The organism is Streptomyces sp. NPDC017225 (genome assembly GCF_044331465.1).
GTDB lineage: Bacteria > Actinomycetota > Actinomycetes > Streptomycetales > Streptomycetaceae > Streptomyces.
Genome location: NZ_JBIRNE010000001.1, coordinates 40,114 through 57,912 on the forward strand (window position 1 = coordinate 40,114; position 17,799 = coordinate 57,912).

Sequence of the window (17,799 nt, forward strand, 5' to 3'; positions counted from 1 at the left end):
TGAAATGTTCGACTCCGTGCGCGACGACCTGCGCGCCACCCTCGACGAGATCCGCGCCGCCGGCCTGCACAAGCCCGAGCGAGTGATCGGCACCCCGCAGTCCGCGACCGTGAGCGTCACCGCCGGCGGCCGTCCCGGCGAGGTCCTCAACTTCTGCGCCAACAACTACCTCGGCCTCGCCGACCACCCCGAGGTCGTCGCCGCCGCCCACGAGGCGCTGGACCGCTGGGGCTACGGCATGGCCTCCGTACGCTTCATCTGCGGCACCCAGGAGGTCCACAAGGAACTGGAGGCCCGGCTCTCCGCGTTCCTCGGCCAGGAGGACACGATCCTCTACTCCTCCTGCTTCGACGCCAACGGAGGCGTCTTCGAGACCCTCCTCGGCCCCGAGGACGCGGTGATATCCGACGCCCTCAACCACGCCTCGATCATCGACGGCATCCGGCTCAGCAAGGCCCAGCGCTTCCGCTACGCCAACCGCGACCTGGCCGACCTGGAGGCTCAGCTCAAGGCCGCCGGTGACGCCCGCCGCAAGCTGATCGTCACCGACGGCGTCTTCTCCATGGACGGCTACGTCGCCCCGCTCGCCGAGATCTGCGACCTCGCCGACCGCTACGGTGCCATGGTCATGGTCGACGACTCGCACGCCGTCGGCTTCGTCGGCCCCGGCGGACGCGGCACCCCCGAGCTGCACGGCGTCATGGACCGCGTCGACATCATCACCGGCACCCTCGGCAAGGCGCTGGGCGGCGCGTCCGGCGGCTACGTCGCCGCCCGCGCCGAGATCGTCGCCCTGCTGCGCCAGCGCTCGAGGCCGTACCTCTTCTCCAACACCCTCGCCCCGGTGATCGCCGCCGCCTCCCTCAAGGTCCTCGACCTGCTGGAGTCGGCCGACGACCTGCGCGTACGGCTCGCCGACAACACCGCCCTGTTCCGCCGCCGGATGACCGAGGAGGGCTTCGACATCCTCCCCGGCGACCACGCCATCGCGCCGGTGATGATCGGCGACGCGTCGAGGGCGGGCCGTCTGGCCGAGCTGCTGCTGGAGCGCGGGGTGTACGTGATCGGCTTCTCCTACCCGGTCGTGCCCCAGGGCCAGGCCCGCATCCGCGTCCAGCTGTCCGCCGCGCACTCGACCGAGGACGTGAACCGCGCGGTGGACGCGTTCGTGGCGGCGCGCGCGGAACTGGACGCCTGAGCTGGGCCCGGACGCCCTGACGCGGGTCTGACCCGCGGCCACGCGGCGGGTGTGGCGGGTGCGGCGGGTGAGAGAATCGATCCCGTGATCGAAGCGCGGCGGCTGCACATCCTCCGAGCGGTGGCGGACCACCGCACCGTGACGGCGGCTGCCGCCGCGCTGTACCTCACTCCGTCGGCGGTCTCCCAGCAGCTGGCCGCCCTGGAGCAGGAGACCGGCCACCGCCTGGTCGAGCGCGGCGCCAAGGGCGTACGGCTGACCCCGGCCGGCGAGATCCTGCTCAGCCACACCAACGCCGTCCTCGCCCAGCTGGAACGCGCGGAGGCGGAACTCGCCGCGTACAGCTCGGGCGCGGCCGGCACCGTCACGGTCGCCTCCTTCGCGACCGGTATCGCCCTGGTCGTCGCGCCCGCCCTGGCCCGCCTCGCCGAGTCGGCGCCCGGCATCAGCGTCCGCGTCCAGGACGCCGAGGGCGACGCCAGCCTGCCGATGGTGCTGGACCGGCAGGTCGACGTGGCCGTCGCCGTCGAGTACCGGGGGGCGCCGCCCGCCGACGACCCGCGTCTGACCCACGTCCCGCTGTACGCCGAGCCCTTCGACGCGGTCGTCCCGGTCTCCCATCGCCTCGCCGACGCCGACGAGGTGCCCCTCGCGGAGCTGGCCAAGGACCCGTGGATCGGCCCCTACCCGGGCAACCCGTGCCACGAGGTGGTGGTCCTGGCCTGCGAGCACGCCGGTTTCCAGCCCCGCCTGGAACACTCCTCGGACGACTTCCGCGCGGTGGTGTCCCTCGCCGCGGCGGACGCCGGCGTGGCGCTCGTCCCGCGTTCGGCGCTGCTCGGCACGGACCTCACGGGCGTGGTCGTCCGTCCGGTCGACGGGGTCGCGCCCACCCGCCGCGTCTTCGCGGCCGTACGCCGGGGCACCGAGGAGCACCCGCTGATCCGCCCGGTGCTGGACGCGCTCGACGACGCGGCCCGGACGTGAGACTTCCGTAACCCGGCCGTCTCACATTCGGGCTAACGTCCCGGATATGAGAGAAACGGATGACGCTCCCGATCCCGTGGACGTACGGCTCGCCGCCCGGCTGGCCGAACTGCGGGCGGAACACGGCTGGTCACTGGGGGAGCTGGCGGAACGCACCGGGGTGAGCCGCTCCACGCTGTCCCGCGCCGAACGGGCGGAGACCAGCCCCACCGCCTCCCTCCTGAACCGCCTGTGCGCGGTCTACGGACGGACCATGTCCCGGCTGCTCAGCGAGGTCGAGGCGGAACCGGCGCTGCTGGTACGCGCCGCCGAGCAGCAGCTGTGGGAGGACCGGTCCGCCGGGTTCGTGCGCCGCTCGGTGTCCCCGCCGCACGCCGGCCTGCGCGGCGAACTCGTCGAGGGACGGCTCACCGCCGGCGCCGACATCGCCTACGACCGGCCTCCCGTCCCCGGCCTGGAACAGCACATCTGGGTCCTGGAAGGAGCCCTGGAGGTGACGGCACAGGACGTCGCGCACCGTCTCGGCACCGGGGACTGCCTGCGGATGCGGGTGTGGGGGCCCACGAGGTTCCGCTGCGCCGGGCCCCAGGACGCGCGCTACGCGCTGGCGGTGGTGCTGCCGTGACCGTGAGCCGCGTCGACGAGTGCCGGCTGACCGGACTCCTGGAAGAGCTGGCCGACCTGCTGACCGAGACCGTCGAGGCCGGCGCGTCGGTCGGCTTCCTCGCGCCGCTCGGCCGAGCGGAGGCCGTCGCCTGGTGGCGGGGGCGGGCCGCCGCCGTGGCCGACGGGCGGCTCGCCGTCTGGGTGGCGTGCGAGGGGGAGAGGGTGGCCGGGACCGTGAGCCTCGCCCTGCCGGACAAGCCCAACAGCCGCCACCGCGCCGAGCTGGTCAAACTCATGGTGTCCCGCACGGCCCGCGGCCGGGGCCTGGGCCGCAGGCTCCTGACCACCGCCGAGGAGGCAGCCGTGGCGGCCGGCATCACCCTGCTCCACCTGGACACCGAGACCGGCAGTCCCGCCGAACACCTCTACCGCTCCGCCGGCTGGACCCGGGCCGGGACGATCCCCGACTACGCGGCGGACCCGGGCGGGGAACTGCGGCCGACGACGCTCTACTTCAAGCAGGTCGGCGCCCTGACCGCAGCCGGGTGATTGTCAGTGGCGGCGGTTACGGTGCCTGACATGCCGGACGCAGAAGACGTACGCCGTATCGCCCTGTCCCTGCCGGACACGACGGAGAAGACCGCCTGGAACATGCCCACGTTCAGGGTCGCGGGAAAGATGTTCGCCACGCTGCCCGAGGACGAGACCTCCATCGCGGTGCGCTGCCCCAAGGAGGAGCGCGACGAGCTGGCGCTGGCCGAGCCGGAGAAGTTCTGGATCGCCGGCCACGAGGCCCAGTTCGCGTGGGTGCGGGCCCGCCTGGAGGCCCTCGACGGCGAGGACGAGCTGCGCGACATCCTCGCCGACTCCTGGCGCCAGGCGGCACCCACCCGGCTGCTGGAGGCCCACCCCCGGCTGGGTCTGCCGGCCGGGGGCTGAAAACCCTTCGGGCGTCGTCGGTGCCCCGTGGCCGATCCGGAGTCGTGCGTGGCAGCCGGGGCCGGCATGTCCTTCCGCCTCGGCCGTCGGCGCCGGCCACGTACTGCTCGTCGCCCCGACGACGGCGTCGCGGGCCGGCCCGAGAGGTCCCGCGCGCAGAAGTGCTGACCGGAGGAGCACACCCCCCCGGAAAGCGGTGCGCGACCACGGGCCCGAGTGCGGTATGGTTTTCCTGCGCGTTCGGCCAGGGGAAACCCCAGGTCAGACGGGCAACGGGACGTGGCGCAGCTTGGTAGCGCACTTGACTGGGGGTCAAGGGGTCGCAGGTTCAAATCCTGTCGTCCCGACTGGAGACAGTCGCGGATCGAGGGGCGGTTCCGGAGCAATCCGGGACCGCCCCTCGATCAGTTGGTCGCGGGAGCCGGGTGGACCCGGGGCCGGTCCGGTGGCGTCGCGGACGCTGCGGCGTGCCTGGGCGCTCAGGCGAGATGCCCGATATATCACTGTCGGGTGCCCTGTCCTCCCGCCGCCCCCGTGCCCTCGCGCGGACCCGCATGACCGCCCTCGTCCTCGCTCACTTCGCGCTCGCGCTGTTCGCCGCGCCGTTGGTGAGGTGGTGGGGCACCCGCGCCTTCCTCGTGCTGGCCGTGCCGCCCGCGGCGGCGACCGCCTGGGCGGCCACCCGGTGGAGCACGACGGCCGCGGGCGGCGCCGACACCGTCGAGTGGGCCTGGCTGCCCGCCTACCACGTGGACTGGGCGCTGCGGCTGGACGCCCTCGCCGAACTCATGGTGCTGCTCGCCGCGGGAGTGGGCACCGTCGTCCTGGTCTACTGCGCCTCGTACTTCGACGACCGGTCGCGGCAGCTGGGCAGGTTCGCCGGGAACCTCCTCGCCTTCGCCGGGGCGATGCTCGGTCTGGTCCTCGCCGACGACCTGATCCTGCTCTACATCTTCTGGGAACTGACGACCGTCTTCTCCTACCTGCTGATCGGCCAGACCAGCGACCACAAACGCAACCGGCGCAGCGCCCTGCAGGCCCTGACGGTCACCACGCTCGGCGGACTGACCATGCTCGTCGGCTTCCTGCTCCTGGGTCACCAGGCGGGCACCTACCGGATCTCGGCGATCCTCGCCGACCCGCCGCCCGCGTCGGCGGCGCTGTCCACGGCGATCGTGCTGATCCTCGTCGGCGCCCTCTCCAAGTCCGCGATCTGGCCGTTCAGCCTGTGGCTGCCCAACGCGATGGCCGCCCCCACCCCGGTCAGCGCCTACCTGCACGCCGCCGCGATGGTCAAGGCCGGCGTCTACCTCATCGCCCGGCTCGCCCCCGCCTTCGCGGAGGTCACACCCTGGCGGCCGCTGCTGCTCGTCCTGGGCTCCGCGACGATGCTGCTGGGCGGCTGGCGGGCCCTGCGCCTGCACGACCTCAAACTGGTCCTCGCCCACGGCACCATCAGCCAGCTCGGCTTCCTCACCGTCCTCACCGGCGCGGGCCGCCACGACACCGGCCTCGCCGCCACCGCCATGATCCTCGGCCACGCCCTCTTCAAGGCCCCGCTCTTCCTGGTCACCGGGATCATCGACCACGCCACCGGTACCCGCGACCTGCGCAGACTCTCCGGGCTCGGGCGCCGGCTGCCCGCCGTGTGCGCGGTCGCCGTCATCGCCGGACTGTCCATGGCGGCCGTACCGCCGCTGCTCGGCTTCACCGCCAAGGAGGCCGCCTTCCAGGCCCTCCTGGACGGGGACACCGCCGACCGCTGGGCGCTCGCCGCGACCGTCGTCGGCTCGGCCCTGACCACCGCCTACACGCTGCGCTACCTGTGGGGCGCCTTCGCCCGCAAGCCCGGCGTCCCCGACACCGGCGCGCACGCCGTCCCGCCGGCCTTCCTCGCCCCGCCCGCCGTGCTGGCCCTGGCCTGCCTGGTGCTCGGACCCGGCGTGTCCTGGCTCCAGGGCCTCCTCGGCACCTACGCCGGGCGGTTCCCCGTACCCGGCCACCCGTACCACCTGGCGCTGTGGCACGGGGCGGGCCTCGCCCTCGGACTGTCCTGCGCGGCCTGGGTGGGCGGGGTCCTGCTGTTCCTCGCCGCGGGCCCCGTGTCGCGGACCGGACACGCCCTCGCCTGGCGCTCCGCCGACCGGGTCTTCGGACGGCTCCTGCTCGCCCTGGAGCGCACCGCCCTGCAGTGCACCGGATTCGTGCAGCGCGGCTCGCTGTCGGTGTACCTCGTGACGACCATGAGCGTGGTCCTGGCCGGGCAGATCGCCGTCCTCCTCGCGGACGAACCCTGGACCTCGGTACCCGCCCCGCGGCTGTGGGACCACCCGGCCCAGGCCGGTGTCGCGCTGCTGACCTGTGCCGCCGCCCTGCTGTGCCTGGGGGTGCGGCGCCGGATGAAGGCCGTGGTGCTCGCCGGCCTCACCGGGTACGGCACCGCGCTGCTCTTCGTCGCGCAGGGCGCCCCCGACCTCGCCCTGACCCAGTTCTGCGTGGAGACCGTCTCGATGATCGTCTTCGTGCTCGTGCTGCGCCGGATGCCGGTGTACTTCGAGGAGAACTACAGCCGCCGGCGACGCGTCCTGCGGATGCCGGTGGCGCTCGCGGGCGGGGCCGCCGTCGCCGTCGTCGTCTGGATCATGGCGGGACACCGCCGGGCCGACAGCGCCGGGGCGGCGATGGTGGAGGAGACCGCGCACCACGGCCTGAAGGACGTCGTCGCGACGATCCTCGTCGACCTGCGGGCCTGGGACACGATGGGGGAGTCCGCGGTGCTCGCCGCCGCCGCGATCGGCGTCACCAGCCTCATCTACCTGCACCGCCGCACCGACGCCGCCGAGCAACCCGTACTGCCGCTGCCGGGGGACCACCCGCAGGCCGGCCTGAGCACCGCGTGGCGGGCGAGCCCGTACGAATCGGCGGGCCTGCCCAGCGGCGACGAGGGGGCGCCGGAACGGACCTGGCTCGCGGCCAGTTCCACCCTCGCCCCCGAGCGGCGCTCCCTCGTCCTGGAAGTGGTCGCGAGCCTCATCTTCCACCCCATCCTCGTCCTCTCCGTCTACCTGCTGATGTGCGCGGAGAACCTGCCGGGCGGCGGCTTCGTCGCCGGCCTCACCGCCGGCGTGGCCTTCATCGCCCGCTATCTCGCGGGCGGGCGGCACGAACTCGCCGACGCCGTGCCCGCCAAGCCGGGCCTGTTCACCGGCCTCGGCCTGTTCCTGTCCACCGGGGTCGCGCTGGGCGGCCTCGCCGAGGGCACCGTGCTGCACGGCTGGACCTGGCACGGCCACCTGCCCGTCTGGGGCGACGCCCACCTGTCCACCGCCGTCCTCTTCGACTGCGGCGTCTACCTCCTCGTACTCGGCGTGGTCCTGGACATCGTGCGGGCCCTCGGCGCCCGCATCGACCGGCAGATCGAGCGGGCCGCCGCCCAGGGCGCCGCACGCTCGGAAGCGGGCCCCGCATGACCGTGAGCCTCGCCCTCCTGGTCGCCGCCGCCGTCCTGACCGCCGTCGGCGGCACCCTGTTGCTGACCCGGTCCCTGACCCGGATCCTGCTCGGCGCGGTCGTCCTCGGCAACGGCGTCAACCTGCTGGTCCTCGCCTCGACGGGCAGCGCGGGCGCCGCGCCGCTGCTCTACCCGCACGTCATCCGCAACCGGGTCACCGACCCGCTGCCCCAGGCCATCGCCCTCACCGCGATCGTCATCACCCTCGCCACCACCGCGTTCCTGCTCGCCATGGCCTACCGCAGCCACCAGGTCACCGGCTCCGACGAGATCAGCGACGACACCGAGGACCGGCTGGTCGCCCTGCGCGCCGAGTTCCTCGACCGGCGCGGCGAACTACGGGACCGCTACCGCGAGCTGCGCGCCGAGCAGGGCACCACGTCCGAGCAGCGCGCCCGCTACCGCGCCGCACGCAGAAGGCTGCGCCGGCGGGTCCGCGAGGAACGCGCCTACCAGGCCCGCGCCAACGACGTCTCCGGGAACATCTGGAACGACATCCTCGGCGCCGACCCCGAGGACTACCGGGAGGGACGGGAGCTGGGCTCCACCGACGCGGCCGGCCGGCCCGGACCGGCGCCGGCCCGCGTGGCCGGGCCGTCCAACGACCCCGAGGAGACCGGCCGCGAGCCCGACTCCCACCCCGGCGAGGACTCCGGTCACCCGCCGCCCGACCAGCCCGACGACCCCGAGGGCGCCGGCACGGAAGGAACCAGGTGAACGCGCTCGTCCCCCTCCCCGTCCTGCTGCCCCTGTGCGTCACGGGGCTGAAGCTGGCCATCGGTCCACGGCTCCAGCGGTTCCAGCGTTTCATCAGCCTGGCCGTGCTCGGCGCGGTCCTGGTGCTCTCCGTGCTCCTCATGGTGGCCGCCGACCGCCACGGCCCGCTCAGCGTGCACCTCGGCGACTTCGCGCCGCCGATCGGCATCACCCTCGTCGCCGACCGGCTCGCGGGCCTGATGCTCACCGTGTCCAGCGCCGTCACCCTGCTCGTCCACGTGTACTCGCTGGGCCAGGGCATGGCCGACCGCGACGACCAGGCACCGGTCGGCGTCTTCCACCCCGCCTACCTCATCCTCGTGGCGGGCGTCTCCTGCACCTTCCTGGCCGGAGACCTCGTCAACCTCTACGTCGGCTTCGAGATCATGCTCGTCGCCAGCTTCGTCCTGCTCACCATCGGCGGCACCGCGACCCGCATCCGGGCCGGGTCGACGTACGTGATCATCTCGTTGTTCTCCTCGGTGCTCTTCCTCGTCGCCATCGCCATGACCTACTCGGTCGCGGGGACCGTCAACTTCGCCCAGCTCGCGGTGCGACTGCAGGAGATCCCGCTCGGGGCGCGCACCCTCCTGGAGGCCATGCTGCTGACGGTCTTCGCGATCAAGGCGGCGGTGTTCCCGCTCGCGGCCTGGCTGCCCGACTCCTACCCGACCGCGCCCGCACCGGTCACCGCGGTCTTCGCCGGCCTGCTGACCAAGGTCGGCATCTACTCGATGCTGCGCACCCAGACCCTGCTCTTCCCCGGCCACCGCCTCGGCGACCTGCTGATGCTCGCCGCGCTCGCCTCCATGGTCATCGGCATCCTCGGCGCGGTCGCCCAGACCGACCTCAAGAGGGTGCTCTCCTTCACCCTCATCAGCCACATCGGCTACATGGTCTTCGGTATCGCGCTCGCCGGACGCGGCTCGATCAGCGGGGCGATCGTCTACGTGGCCCATCACATCACCGTGCAGACGACCCTCTTCCTCGTCGCCGGGCTCATCGAGCGGCGCGACGGCACCACGGAACTCACCCGCCTCGGCGGCCTGGCGAAGACCGCGCCACTGCTCGCCGTGCTGTTCTTCGTGCCCGCCATGAACCTCGCCGGCATTCCGCCGCTCTCCGGGTTCATCGGCAAGCTCGGACTGATGCGGGCGGGCGTCGACAACGGCGGCGGCTGGGCCTGGGCGCTGGTCGCCGGGTCCGCCGCCACCAGCCTGCTCACCCTCTACGTCATGGCGAAGGTCTGGAACCTCGCGTTCTGGCGCGACGCCCCTCCCGGGGCCGAGGACGAGGGCAGGGTGCTGGAATCCGCCGAGGACGAGCCGGGCGACGACGAGGGCGACGAGGACGAGAGGGCGACCGGCTCCGGGGGCGGCCTGCCGGTACCCGCGGGGGCCGTGGTCTCCGCCGGCTTCCTGGGGCAGGCCATCACCACCACCAGGCGGCTGCCCTGGCCGATGCTGGTGGCGACCGGCGCCGCCGTCGCCCTCGGCCTGCTCTACACCGTGCTCGGCGGCCCCCTCACCACCTTCACCGAGGCCGCCGCCGTCGAACTCCTCGCCCGTACCCCCTACATCGAGGCGGTGCTCGGCCGATGAGCGACCTCTTCCGCGACCGTTCCCCGTACAGCTGGTCCTTCCGCGTCGGCGGCGGCAGGCGCATCCTCGACCTGCCGCTCATCGCCTGGCTCACGGTCATCTGGATCCTGCTGTGGGGCACCCCGTCCTGGGCCAACCTCGTCAACGGCGTCATCGTCGCGGTCTGCCTGTGCCTCGCCTTCCCGCTGCCCGCCGTCGACCTCGGTCTGCGGCTGCGCCCGCTGGGCATCCTGCGGCTCGCGGCCTACCTGCTGTACGACATGTTCTCCTCCAGCGTCGAGGTCACCCGGCAGATCTTCGCCAAGGGCCCCTACCACGCCGCGGTCGTCGCCGTACCGCTGCGGGTACGCAGCGACCTCATGCTCACGGCCACCGCCGTCGCCGTGTCCAACGTCCCCGGCGGCTCGGTGATCGAGGTACGCCGGTCGACGGCCACCGTGTTCCTGCACGTCCTCGACGCCGGCAACCCCGGCGAGATCGAGAGCGCACAGCGGTCGGTGTGGCGCATGGAGGGACTCGTAGCCCGGGCCTTCGGCACCGCCGAGGACATCGCCCACGCCGCCCGGCCCGTACCGGAAGGGGACCCCTGGCCGTGACCGTCCTGCACGCCGTCGAAGAGGCCATGCTGGTCGCCTCGCTCGTGATGATCCTGGTCGCCGGGGCCCTGCTGCTGTACCGCATCTGGTACGGCCCCTCGATGCTGGACCGCGCCGTCGCCCTGGACGTGGCGGCGGCGCTCATCATCGCCGGCATCGCCGTCAAGGCCGCCCACGACGGCGACTCCTTCTACTTCCCCGTGATGCTGGTGCTCGCCTTCCTCGGCTTCACGGGCTCGGTGGGCATCGCCCGGTTCATCGCCGTACGCGACCGGCCCCCGGTGCGGGCGGACGGCAAGGAGGACCACCGGTGAGCGCCTGGGCCGAGGCCGCCGACCTGGCCGGGGTGGTACTGCTGTTCCTCGGCTGCCTGCAGTGCCTGCTCGGTGTGATCGGGATGCTTCGCTTCCCCGACGTCCTCTCCCGGAGTCACGCCGCCACCAAACCGCAGACCCTTGGGATCCTTCTCGTCCTCGTCGGGGTGGCGCTGCGGCTGCGCCACGGCATCGACCTGGGCACCCTGGCGCTCATCGTCTTCTTCCAGTTCCTCACCAGCCCGGTCGCCTCCCACCTGGTGGCCCGATCCGCCTACCGCACCGGCCAGACGGGGTCCCGGGGCCTGCTCCGGGACGACCTGGACCCGCAGTTGAGCGACGGGGAGCGGCAAGGGGAGTAACTCGAGCAGCCCCGGGCGGTGTTCAGACCACGCAGCCCACGTGCGCCAGTGCCTGCTTCAGCAACACCCCGTGCCCGCCGGGCATCTCGCCGCGGACCGCCTCGGACAGCGCCTCCTGCGGGCTGAACCAGACCAGGTCGAGCGCGTCCTGCCGCGGCCGGCAGTCACCGGCCACCGGGACGACGTAGGCGAGGGAGACCGCGTGCTGACGGGGGTCGTGGTACGGCGTGACGCCGTGCGTCGGGAAGTACTCGGCCACCGTGAACGGCTGGAGCGAGGTCGGCACCCGGGGCAGCGCCACCGGGCCGAGGTCCTTCTCCAGGTGACGCAGCAGGGCGTCCCGGACCCGCTCGTGGTGCAGCACCCGTCCGGAGACCAGCGTCCGGCTGACCGTCCCGTCGGGCCCGATACGCAGGAGCAGGCCGACGCTGGTGACTTCGCCACTGTCGTCGACGCGCACGGGCACGGCCTCGACGTACAGGATCGGCATGCGGGCGCGTGCCATCTCGAGGTCGTCGGTCGACAGCCAGCCGGGCGTGGTTTCGGTCATGTCAGACATCGCTTGATCATACTTTCAGCCGTTCCCGCTCTCCGGGCGGCGCTCCGGGAGTGTGACCGGTCCCACGCCGCTCAGCCTTCGCACCGGTCCGCCGGGCAGCCGGCTGACCGGGCGCTGTCCGTCACGCACCATTGTGCCGTCCGGTGATCACGGTGTCCGGGTTTCGGCCGAGGTGGGCGCACGGCGATGCCCCGCGCCGCGCCGGGGGACGCGTCACGGGGCGTGCTGCCGGGGTCCGCCCGGCGGGAGGTCAGTCCAGGTTGGTGGGCTGCGGAGAAGGGGTCCCGCCGTTCAGGACGGTCTTCAGCCGCTCGGTTCCCTGGCGCGCCCCCTGTTCCACGGACGAGATCTCGTCGCCGTCCAGGCCGCCGCCCGTGACGGTGAGGGCGGAGGTGCCGACGCGTACGGCGGCGATGTCCAGGGTGAGCGTGGCCGGGTTGTCGGCGGCGGTGCCCCGCACGGTCACGTGCAGACCCTCACGGGCGTCGCCCACGTCGGGTACCGAGGACTCGGTCACCTGGACCGTGCGTTTCTCGCCGTTGTCGTCGGTGGCGGTGAACTCGTCGCACTTCCGCGGCAGGGAGTCCAGCCACTTCAGGCGGTCGTCCAGCCCGGCGCGGTCGTAGCCGGCGACCTGCTCCAGCAGGCGGGAGTCCCCCTGCTCGAAACCGGTGAGCGCCGACGGGCCCGACGGCTCGCCCAGCAGGTCGTCGCGGTAGAGCGAGTCGAGCAGTTTCTGGCAGTCGGCGGCGTCGGTTTTCGCGGTGAGGAAGTCGGACACGTCGACCTCGCCGACGAGCAGCCGGTCGCGCCACTTGTCCGCGTCCCGGACCTGGTTCCAGTCGTCCTCCAGGTCGGCCTCGGTGAGCAGGGCGGCCTTCGCGCCGGACTCGGTGAGGGCGGAGGCGGAGGCGCTGGGTGAGCCGGTGGGGGAGCCCGTCGCGGAGCCGGTGGGCGAACCCGTCGGGGAGCCGGTGGCAGAACCCGTGGGCGCCCTCTTCGCCGCCTCCTGCTCGGCGGCCCGGGCCTGTGCGGCGGTGTCCGGGGCCGCCCCCGACCCGCCGCCGTCGTCCGAGCAGGCCGCTGTGGTCAGCAGCGCGCCCGCCGCCAGGGCGGAGGCCAGCAGACGGACGGGGTGGGGCGGACGACGGCTCATCGCTGATGCCTCCTGGGACGTGACACGGTGTCCTCAGCGCATCACCGGCACCGTGGTCCCACCAGCGCTCAGGGCTGTCCGGGTGACCGGCCACCGCGGCCGGGAAGGCTCACCCGGCGCGGTCGAGAGTGTCCCGCGCGACCTCCGTGTCCACCGACGCGCGCACCAGCGCCGCCGCGACAACGGCCGGTTCCGTCGTTCCGGCGAGGTCGAGAAGCCGGTCGGGGTCGCCCGGCAGGCCGAGCCGCTCCGCGCCCTTGAGGGCCTTGCGGTCCAGGTAGGGAGCCGCCTCGGGCCAGACGCGCTGGGCCTCGCGCAGGAAGATGTCCGCGCCGGTCGGACCCACCCCGGGGAACTCCTGGAGCAGCCGCCGGGCTTCGGGCACCTCGCCGTTCGCCTCCTTCCGCAGTCGGCGCAGATCCCCGCCCCATCGCCCCGTCAGCAGTTCGGCGGCGTCGCCGAGCTGGGTGGCGGTGCGCTCGTCGTAGCGCCGGTAGCCGCCCCGGCCGAGCGCGTCCACCCGCTCCTGCCAGTCGGCGGCGGCCATGCGGCGCGGATCGCGCAGCCCGGCCTCGTACAGGGCACGGGCGGTGGCCACGGCGACCGAGCCGCGGATGCGGGCACTGAGCAGATGGGCGAGGACGAGCAGCCGGTACAGCGGCTGCGGGGTGTCCTTCAGCCGGATGCCCGCCTCCTCGGCGTACGTCCGCCCGTGCGCGCCGACGAGTTCTCGTACGACACGCCGCTGGTCACGGCTCACGGCTATGGCTTCAACGGGTCGTGACCGACCGTCATCAGCCGGTGCCTGAGCCGGGTGTCGTCGGACTGGGGCTCGTTCTCCAGGTCGGTCTGCGACGTCACGGTGTCCACGACCTCGCGCATCGCCCGGAGGTCGTCCTCCGTCAGGTCCGTGCGCCGTTTCTGCAGGATCGCCAGGACGTGCTGACCGAGCGGCGACCCGGCGTCGTCGGGCAGTGGTTCGGTGAGTTCGCCGGAGTCGCGTACCCGGAGCCAGTCCGCGAGCTCCGCGGAGGTCATGTTCACGACGCGGTGGAAGTCCTCCCAGAGCGCGTCGAGTTCGAGGGCGTCGGCCATGGGGTGCCCCTCTTTTCGTCGTGCGTGTGTGCGTACTGCGCGGTCGTACGGAGCAGGGCGACGCGCTCCTCCTCGCAGGTGCCCGCCCACACGCCCGACGTCCGCCCCAGGTCGAGGGCGAACGCCAGGCACTGGGCACGCACCGGGCACCGGGCGCAGACGCGTCTGGCGGCCTCGGTGTCCCGCAGGGCCGGTCCGGCCGTGCCCACCGGGAAGAACAGTTCGGGGTCCTCATCCACGCAGGCGGCGCGGCGCAACCACTCCATGGGGCGCGGGTGCCCAAGGGGGCGTCGGGGCAAACGCCCCGCCTCGGGTGCCTCGGCGAACCCCGGCGCGCCTCGGGGTCAGGAGCCCCGGCCGCTCAGCGCGCGAGCACTCCGTCCAGGAAGCGCGTGACGTCGGCGAACACCTCCGCCCGGTTGGTCTCGTTGAAGATCTCGTGCCGGGCGCCCGGGTAGATCCGCTCGGTCAGGTCGCCGCCGCTGAGCCGCTCGACGCCGGGGCGGCTGCCGGGCAGCGGTACCAGCCGGTCGTCGTCGCCGTGCGCCCACAGCAGCGGGAGCCGGCCGACGTCGCCTTCCTCGGCCACGGTGTCCAGCGCCCGTACGAACGCCTGGGCCGTCGGCCGCTTCATCGGGCCGTGCCACACCAGCGGGTCCGTCGCGTACGCCGCGCCGACCGCGGGGTCCCGGGAGAGCGAGGACGGGCTGATCGGGGTGTCGGGGATCTCCTGGAGGGCGAGCAGCGTGCGCGGCAGCTCCCAGTCGCCGATGACCGGCCCGGACAGCACCAGGGCGGTCAGTTCGCCGGGGTGGCGCTGGGCGTAGCGGGAGGCGATCAGGCCGCCCATGGAGTGCCCGATCATGACGACGGGCAGGTCCGGGTGGGCGGCCCGGGCCCGCTCGGCCATGGTGTGCACGTCGGTGACCACGTGCTCGAAGTCCTCGATCAGCACCCGTTCGCCGTCCGACCGCCCGTGCCCGGCGTGGTCGACGCCGTGGACGGCCGCGCCGTGCCCGGTCAGGACGCCGGCCACCTCCTCGTAGCGGCCGATGTGCTCGCCGTAGCCGTGTACCAGCAGTGCCACGTACGCGGGCCGCTCGGCCGGCCACTCGCGGGCGGTGAGCCGTCCCCGCGTTCCGGTCAGGACGTGCTCGCGGGCCTCGGTCATGTCTCCTCCAGCTGCGTCGGCGAAGGTCACCGGAGGATCTTCCCAGGGAGCCGCCCGGAGGTCTATAGTCCAAAACTAGCAGTGCTAATTAAGTGTTCGCTCGCCGCCCGGCGACCGAGTGACGGTCAGGAGTCCCCTCGTGCGTCCCGTCCACTTCGCGGCCGCCCGCCGCACCCCGATCGGCAAGCTGCGCGGCGCCCTGTCCACCGTGCGGCCCGACGACCTCGCCGCCGCCGTGATCCGGGGCCTGGTCGCCGACGTGCCCGCGCTCGACCCGGCCCGCGTCGACGACGTCTACTGGGGCGCCGCCAACCAGGCCGGCGAGGACAACCGCAACGTCGCCCGCATGGCCGCCCTGCTCGCGGGCCTGCCCGAGTCCGTGCCCGGCGCCACGGTGAACCGGCTGTGCGCCTCCGGCCTGGAGGCCGTCACCACCGCCGCCCGCACCATCGCCGCAGGCGAGGCCGACATCGTGCTCGCCGGCGGCTCGGAGTCGATGAGCCGCGCCCCCTTCGTCCTGCCCCGCCCCGACGAGGCGCTGCCGCACCGCATCGAGACCGCGGACACCCGGCTCGGCTGGCGCCTGGTCAACCCGGCGATGAAGGACCTGCACGGCCTGCTCGCCATGGGCGAGACGGCGGAGGAGGTCGCCGCGCGGTACGGCGTCCCGCGCGAACGCCAGGACGAGTTCGCCCTGCGCAGCCACCGCCTGGCCGCCGAGGCCCGGAAGAACGGCCACTTCGACGACGAACTGCTCCCCGTCGCGCGCCCCGACGGCGTGGTCGTCGACACCGACGAGTGCGTCCGCGAGGACACCTCCGTCGAGAAGCTCGCACGCCTGAAGCCGGTCTTCCGCCCCGGCGGCACGGTCACCGCGGGCAACGCCTCCCCGATGAACGACGGCGCCGCCGGCCTCCTCCTGGTCAGCGAGGAGGCCCTGAACGACCTGGGCCTGGAGTCCCTCGGCCGCTACGTCGCCGGCGGCTCGGCCGGCGTCCACCCGGACGTCATGGGCATCGGCCCGGTCCCCGCCACCCGCAAGGTCCTCGCCCGCGCCGGATGGAGCGCCGACGACCTCGCGGAGGCCGAGTTCAACGAGGCGTTCGCGGCCCAGGCCCTCGCCTGCGTGGACCAGCTGGGCATCGACCCCGACCTGGTCAACCCCAGCGGCGGCGCCATCGCGCTGGGCCACCCGCTCGGCTGCTCCGGCGCCCGCATCCTCACCACCCTGCTCCACCGCATGCGCCGCACGGGCGCGGCCCGCGGGCTCGCCACGATGTGCGTCGGCGTGGGGCAGGGCAGCGCGGTGCTCGTCGAACGGCACTGACCGCACGCTCGTCACCCACCCCTCCGCAGAGCCGCAGCAAGGAAACGGAGCAACACCCATGGCAACCCTCTCCGTCGCCGCCATCCTCGCCGAGAACGCCCGGCGCCGCCCGGACAAGGAGGCACTGGTCGAGGGCGACCTGCGGCTGACCTTCGCCGAGGTGTGGCAGCGGGCCAGGGCCCAGGCCGGCGCCCTCACCGGTCTGGGCGTCCGGCCGGGGGACCGGGTCGCGCTGATGGCGCCGAACACGGCCGACTTCCCCGTGGCCTACTACGCGATCGCCGCGACCGGTGGTGTCGTCGTACCGGTCCACCTGCTGCTCTCACCGGCGGAGGTCGAGCACGTCCTGCGCGACAGCGGCGCCACCCTGCTGCTGTGCCACCCGGCCCAGGCGGAGACCGGGGCGGCCGCCGCACGGGAGGCGGGCGTACGGGTGATCGCCCTCGGCGACGAGCTCGACAAGCTGGCCGCCGACGCCGAGCCGCTGCCCTCGTACGTCACCCGCGACGCGGACGACCCGGCCGTCGTCTTCTACACCAGCGGCACCACCGGTGTGCCGAAGGGCGCCCTGCTCAGCCACTTCAACCTGGTGATGAACGCGACCGTCAACGCCTTCGACGCCAACGACATCCGGCCCGACGACGTCGCGCTCGGCGCCCTGCCGCTGTTCCACGCCTTCGGCCAGACCGTCTCCCTGAACTCCACCTGGCGCGCCGGCGCGACCCTGGTCCTGCTGCCGCGCTTCGACGCGGCGCGCGCGATCGAGCTGATGGTGAAGGAGGGGGTCAACACCTTCCACGGGGTGCCCACCATGTTCGTCGCCCTCGCCGCCGCGGCCGCGAGCGCCGGCGCCCTGCCCGGCCTGCGGGTGTGCGTCTCCGGTGGAGCCTCGCTGCCCGTCGCCGTGCTGGAGCGGTTCGAGGAGGCCTTCGGCGCGACGGTCTACGAGGGATACGGGCTCTCCGAGACCTCCCCGGCGGCGGCCGTGAACCAGCCGGTGTTCGGCGCGAAGCCCGGCACGATCGGCCACCCCCTGTGGGGCGTGGACGTGGAGATCGCCCGCGCCGAGGCCGAGGACGGCATCGAACTGCTGCCGCCCGGCGAGCTGGGCGAGGTCGTCGTACGCGGCCACAACGTCTTCTCCGGCTACCTCGGCCGCCCCGAGGCCACCGCCGAGGCGCTCGTCGACGGCTGGTTCCGCACCGGGGACCTCGGCACCAAGGACGACGAGGGGTTCCTCAGGATCGTCGACCGGAAGAAGGACATCATCATCCGGGGCGGCTACAACGTCTATCCGCGGGAGGTCGAGGAGGTGCTGATGCGCCACCCCGGCGTCGCGCAGGTCGCCGTCATCGGCCTCCCGGACGAACTGCACGGCGAGGAGGTGTGCGCCGTCGTCGTCCCCGCTGCGGACGCGACGCCGGACGCCGCCGAGGTCACCGAGTGGTCCAAGCAGCACCTGGGCAAGTACAAGTACCCGCGCCGGGTGGAGTTCGCGGACGCGCTGCCGCTGGGCCCGAGCATGAAGGTGCTGAAGCGGGAGCTGCGGGTGCGGTACGCGGAGGGCTGAGGCGGGCCGGCGGGCTAAGGGGCCATTTGGCGAGACGGTGCTTACGGCGCC

19 protein-coding genes and 1 tRNA gene are annotated in these 17,799 nt (G+C 73.3%); 14 read left to right on the forward strand and 6 right to left on the reverse strand.

The annotated features are described in order from the left end of the window. The first annotated feature begins 4 nt into the window (after positions 1-4). From ACH4NX_RS00125 to mnhG, 12 genes are all read left to right on the forward strand, one after another. Positions 5-1,198, forward strand: coding sequence for a glycine C-acetyltransferase (locus ACH4NX_RS00125; protein ID WP_398127194.1), 1,194 nt, complete (start codon positions 5-7; stop codon positions 1,196-1,198). Positions 1,199-1,282: 84 nt separating this feature from the next. Next, a complete protein-coding gene (locus ACH4NX_RS00130; protein ID WP_351398612.1) occupies positions 1,283-2,185 on the forward strand; it encodes a LysR substrate-binding domain-containing protein in 903 nt (300 codons plus the stop codon). Positions 2,186-2,231: 46 nt separating this feature from the next. Continuing rightward, positions 2,232-2,810 (forward strand): helix-turn-helix domain-containing protein, encoded by a 579-nt coding sequence (locus ACH4NX_RS00135; RefSeq protein ID WP_398127195.1) that lies wholly within the window; start codon positions 2,232-2,234, stop codon positions 2,808-2,810. Next, positions 2,807-3,340, forward strand: coding sequence for a GNAT family N-acetyltransferase (locus ACH4NX_RS00140; RefSeq protein WP_351398616.1), 534 nt, complete (start codon positions 2,807-2,809; stop codon positions 3,338-3,340). Before ACH4NX_RS00135 ends, ACH4NX_RS00140 begins: the two co-directional genes overlap by 4 nt. Before the next feature lie 30 nt (positions 3,341-3,370). Then, positions 3,371-3,730: an MmcQ/YjbR family DNA-binding protein gene (locus ACH4NX_RS00145; RefSeq protein ID WP_351398618.1), complete on the forward strand. Its 360-nt coding sequence runs from the start codon at positions 3,371-3,373 to the stop codon at positions 3,728-3,730. Between the two features lie 273 nt (positions 3,731-4,003). Beyond that, positions 4,004-4,077 (forward strand) — tRNA-Pro (locus ACH4NX_RS00150). Between the two features lie 207 nt (positions 4,078-4,284). Further along, the gene (locus ACH4NX_RS00155) at positions 4,285-7,200 is read left to right on the forward strand and encodes a Na+/H+ antiporter subunit A (RefSeq protein WP_398127491.1); all 2,916 of its coding nucleotides are present in this window, start codon (positions 4,285-4,287) and stop codon (positions 7,198-7,200) included. Further along, positions 7,197-7,958 carry a Na(+)/H(+) antiporter subunit C gene (locus ACH4NX_RS00160; protein ID WP_351398620.1) on the forward strand — a complete coding sequence of 254 codons (762 nt, stop codon included), beginning with the start codon at positions 7,197-7,199 and terminating at the stop codon, positions 7,956-7,958. Before ACH4NX_RS00155 ends, ACH4NX_RS00160 begins: the two co-directional genes overlap by 4 nt. Continuing rightward, a complete protein-coding gene (locus ACH4NX_RS00165; protein WP_398127196.1) occupies positions 7,955-9,598 on the forward strand; it encodes a Na+/H+ antiporter subunit D in 1,644 nt (547 codons plus the stop codon). The genes ACH4NX_RS00160 and ACH4NX_RS00165 overlap by 4 nt, the downstream gene beginning before the upstream one ends. After that, entirely contained in the window at positions 9,595-10,194 is a 600-nt protein-coding gene (locus tag ACH4NX_RS00170; protein WP_351398624.1) for a Na+/H+ antiporter subunit E, read from the forward strand. Before ACH4NX_RS00165 ends, ACH4NX_RS00170 begins: the two co-directional genes overlap by 4 nt. Continuing rightward, positions 10,191-10,508 carry a monovalent cation/H+ antiporter complex subunit F gene (locus ACH4NX_RS00175; protein ID WP_351398626.1) on the forward strand — a complete coding sequence of 106 codons (318 nt, stop codon included), beginning with the start codon at positions 10,191-10,193 and terminating at the stop codon, positions 10,506-10,508. Before ACH4NX_RS00170 ends, ACH4NX_RS00175 begins: the two co-directional genes overlap by 4 nt. Then, positions 10,505-10,870, forward strand: a complete 366-nt coding sequence (gene mnhG, locus ACH4NX_RS00180) for a monovalent cation/H(+) antiporter subunit G (protein ID WP_351398628.1) — start codon at positions 10,505-10,507, stop codon at positions 10,868-10,870. Before ACH4NX_RS00175 ends, mnhG begins: the two co-directional genes overlap by 4 nt. Before the next feature lie 22 nt (positions 10,871-10,892). Here the strand turns inward: mnhG and ACH4NX_RS00185 are convergent, their stop codons facing one another. The 6 genes from ACH4NX_RS00185 to ACH4NX_RS00210 all read right to left on the reverse strand — a co-directional run bounded on the left by ACH4NX_RS00185 (position 10,893) and on the right by ACH4NX_RS00210 (position 14,851). Further along, a complete protein-coding gene (locus ACH4NX_RS00185) occupies positions 10,893-11,420 on the reverse strand; it encodes an NUDIX hydrolase family protein (RefSeq protein ID WP_351398740.1) in 528 nt (175 codons plus the stop codon). Positions 11,421-11,679: 259 nt separating this feature from the next. Then, positions 11,680-12,585 carry a hypothetical protein gene (locus ACH4NX_RS00190; RefSeq protein WP_398127197.1) on the reverse strand — a complete coding sequence of 302 codons (906 nt, stop codon included), beginning with the start codon at positions 12,583-12,585 and terminating at the stop codon, positions 11,680-11,682. Between the two features lie 109 nt (positions 12,586-12,694). Then, positions 12,695-13,345, reverse strand: a complete 651-nt coding sequence (locus tag ACH4NX_RS00195; protein ID WP_398127198.1) for an endonuclease — start codon at positions 13,343-13,345, stop codon at positions 12,695-12,697. A 2-nt stretch (positions 13,346-13,347) separates the two neighbouring features. Next, the gene (locus ACH4NX_RS00200) at positions 13,348-13,680 is read right to left on the reverse strand and encodes a DUF3140 domain-containing protein (protein ID WP_398127199.1); all 333 of its coding nucleotides are present in this window, start codon (positions 13,678-13,680) and stop codon (positions 13,348-13,350) included. After that, complete coding sequence (locus ACH4NX_RS00205; RefSeq protein WP_351398636.1) at positions 13,626-13,946, reverse strand: WhiB family transcriptional regulator; 321 nt, start codon at positions 13,944-13,946, stop codon at positions 13,626-13,628. Before ACH4NX_RS00205 ends, ACH4NX_RS00200 begins: the two co-directional genes overlap by 55 nt. Before the next feature lie 95 nt (positions 13,947-14,041). Further along, positions 14,042-14,851, reverse strand: a complete 810-nt coding sequence (locus ACH4NX_RS00210) for a lysophospholipase (protein WP_351398638.1) — start codon at positions 14,849-14,851, stop codon at positions 14,042-14,044. A 139-nt stretch (positions 14,852-14,990) separates the two neighbouring features. Between ACH4NX_RS00210 and ACH4NX_RS00215 the strand changes: the two genes are divergently transcribed. Both ACH4NX_RS00215 and ACH4NX_RS00220 read left to right on the forward strand, forming a co-directional pair. Then, on the forward strand, positions 14,991-16,178 hold the full coding sequence (locus tag ACH4NX_RS00215; protein WP_398127200.1) for a thiolase family protein: 1,188 nt from the start codon (positions 14,991-14,993) through the stop codon (positions 16,176-16,178). Positions 16,179-16,236: 58 nt separating this feature from the next. Next, positions 16,237-17,748 carry a long-chain fatty acid--CoA ligase gene (locus ACH4NX_RS00220; protein ID WP_398127201.1) on the forward strand — a complete coding sequence of 504 codons (1,512 nt, stop codon included), beginning with the start codon at positions 16,237-16,239 and terminating at the stop codon, positions 17,746-17,748. Positions 17,749-17,799 lie beyond the last annotated feature (51 nt).

Coding starts and splice junctions, on each gene's coding strand:
- ACH4NX_RS00125 (WP_398127194.1), top strand. CDS start 5: ATGTTCGACTCCGTGCGCGACGACCTGCGCGCCACCCTCGACGAGATC.
- ACH4NX_RS00135 (WP_398127195.1), top strand. CDS start 2,232: ATGAGAGAAACGGATGACGCTCCCGATCCCGTGGACGTACGGCTCGCC.
- ACH4NX_RS00145 (WP_351398618.1), top strand. CDS start 3,371: ATGCCGGACGCAGAAGACGTACGCCGTATCGCCCTGTCCCTGCCGGAC.
- ACH4NX_RS00155 (WP_398127491.1), top strand. CDS start 4,285: ATGACCGCCCTCGTCCTCGCTCACTTCGCGCTCGCGCTGTTCGCCGCG.
- ACH4NX_RS00160 (WP_351398620.1), top strand. CDS start 7,197: ATGACCGTGAGCCTCGCCCTCCTGGTCGCCGCCGCCGTCCTGACCGCC.
- ACH4NX_RS00170 (WP_351398624.1), top strand. CDS start 9,595: ATGAGCGACCTCTTCCGCGACCGTTCCCCGTACAGCTGGTCCTTCCGC.
- ACH4NX_RS00185 (WP_351398740.1), bottom strand. CDS start 11,420: ATGACCGAAACCACGCCCGGCTGGCTGTCGACCGACGACCTCGAGATG.
- ACH4NX_RS00190 (WP_398127197.1), bottom strand. CDS start 12,585: ATGAGCCGTCGTCCGCCCCACCCCGTCCGTCTGCTGGCCTCCGCCCTG.
- ACH4NX_RS00200 (WP_398127199.1), bottom strand. CDS start 13,680: ATGGCCGACGCCCTCGAACTCGACGCGCTCTGGGAGGACTTCCACCGC.
- ACH4NX_RS00205 (WP_351398636.1), bottom strand. CDS start 13,946: ATGGAGTGGTTGCGCCGCGCCGCCTGCGTGGATGAGGACCCCGAACTG.
- ACH4NX_RS00210 (WP_351398638.1), bottom strand. CDS start 14,851: ATGACCGAGGCCCGCGAGCACGTCCTGACCGGAACGCGGGGACGGCTC.
- ACH4NX_RS00220 (WP_398127201.1), top strand. CDS start 16,237: ATGGCAACCCTCTCCGTCGCCGCCATCCTCGCCGAGAACGCCCGGCGC.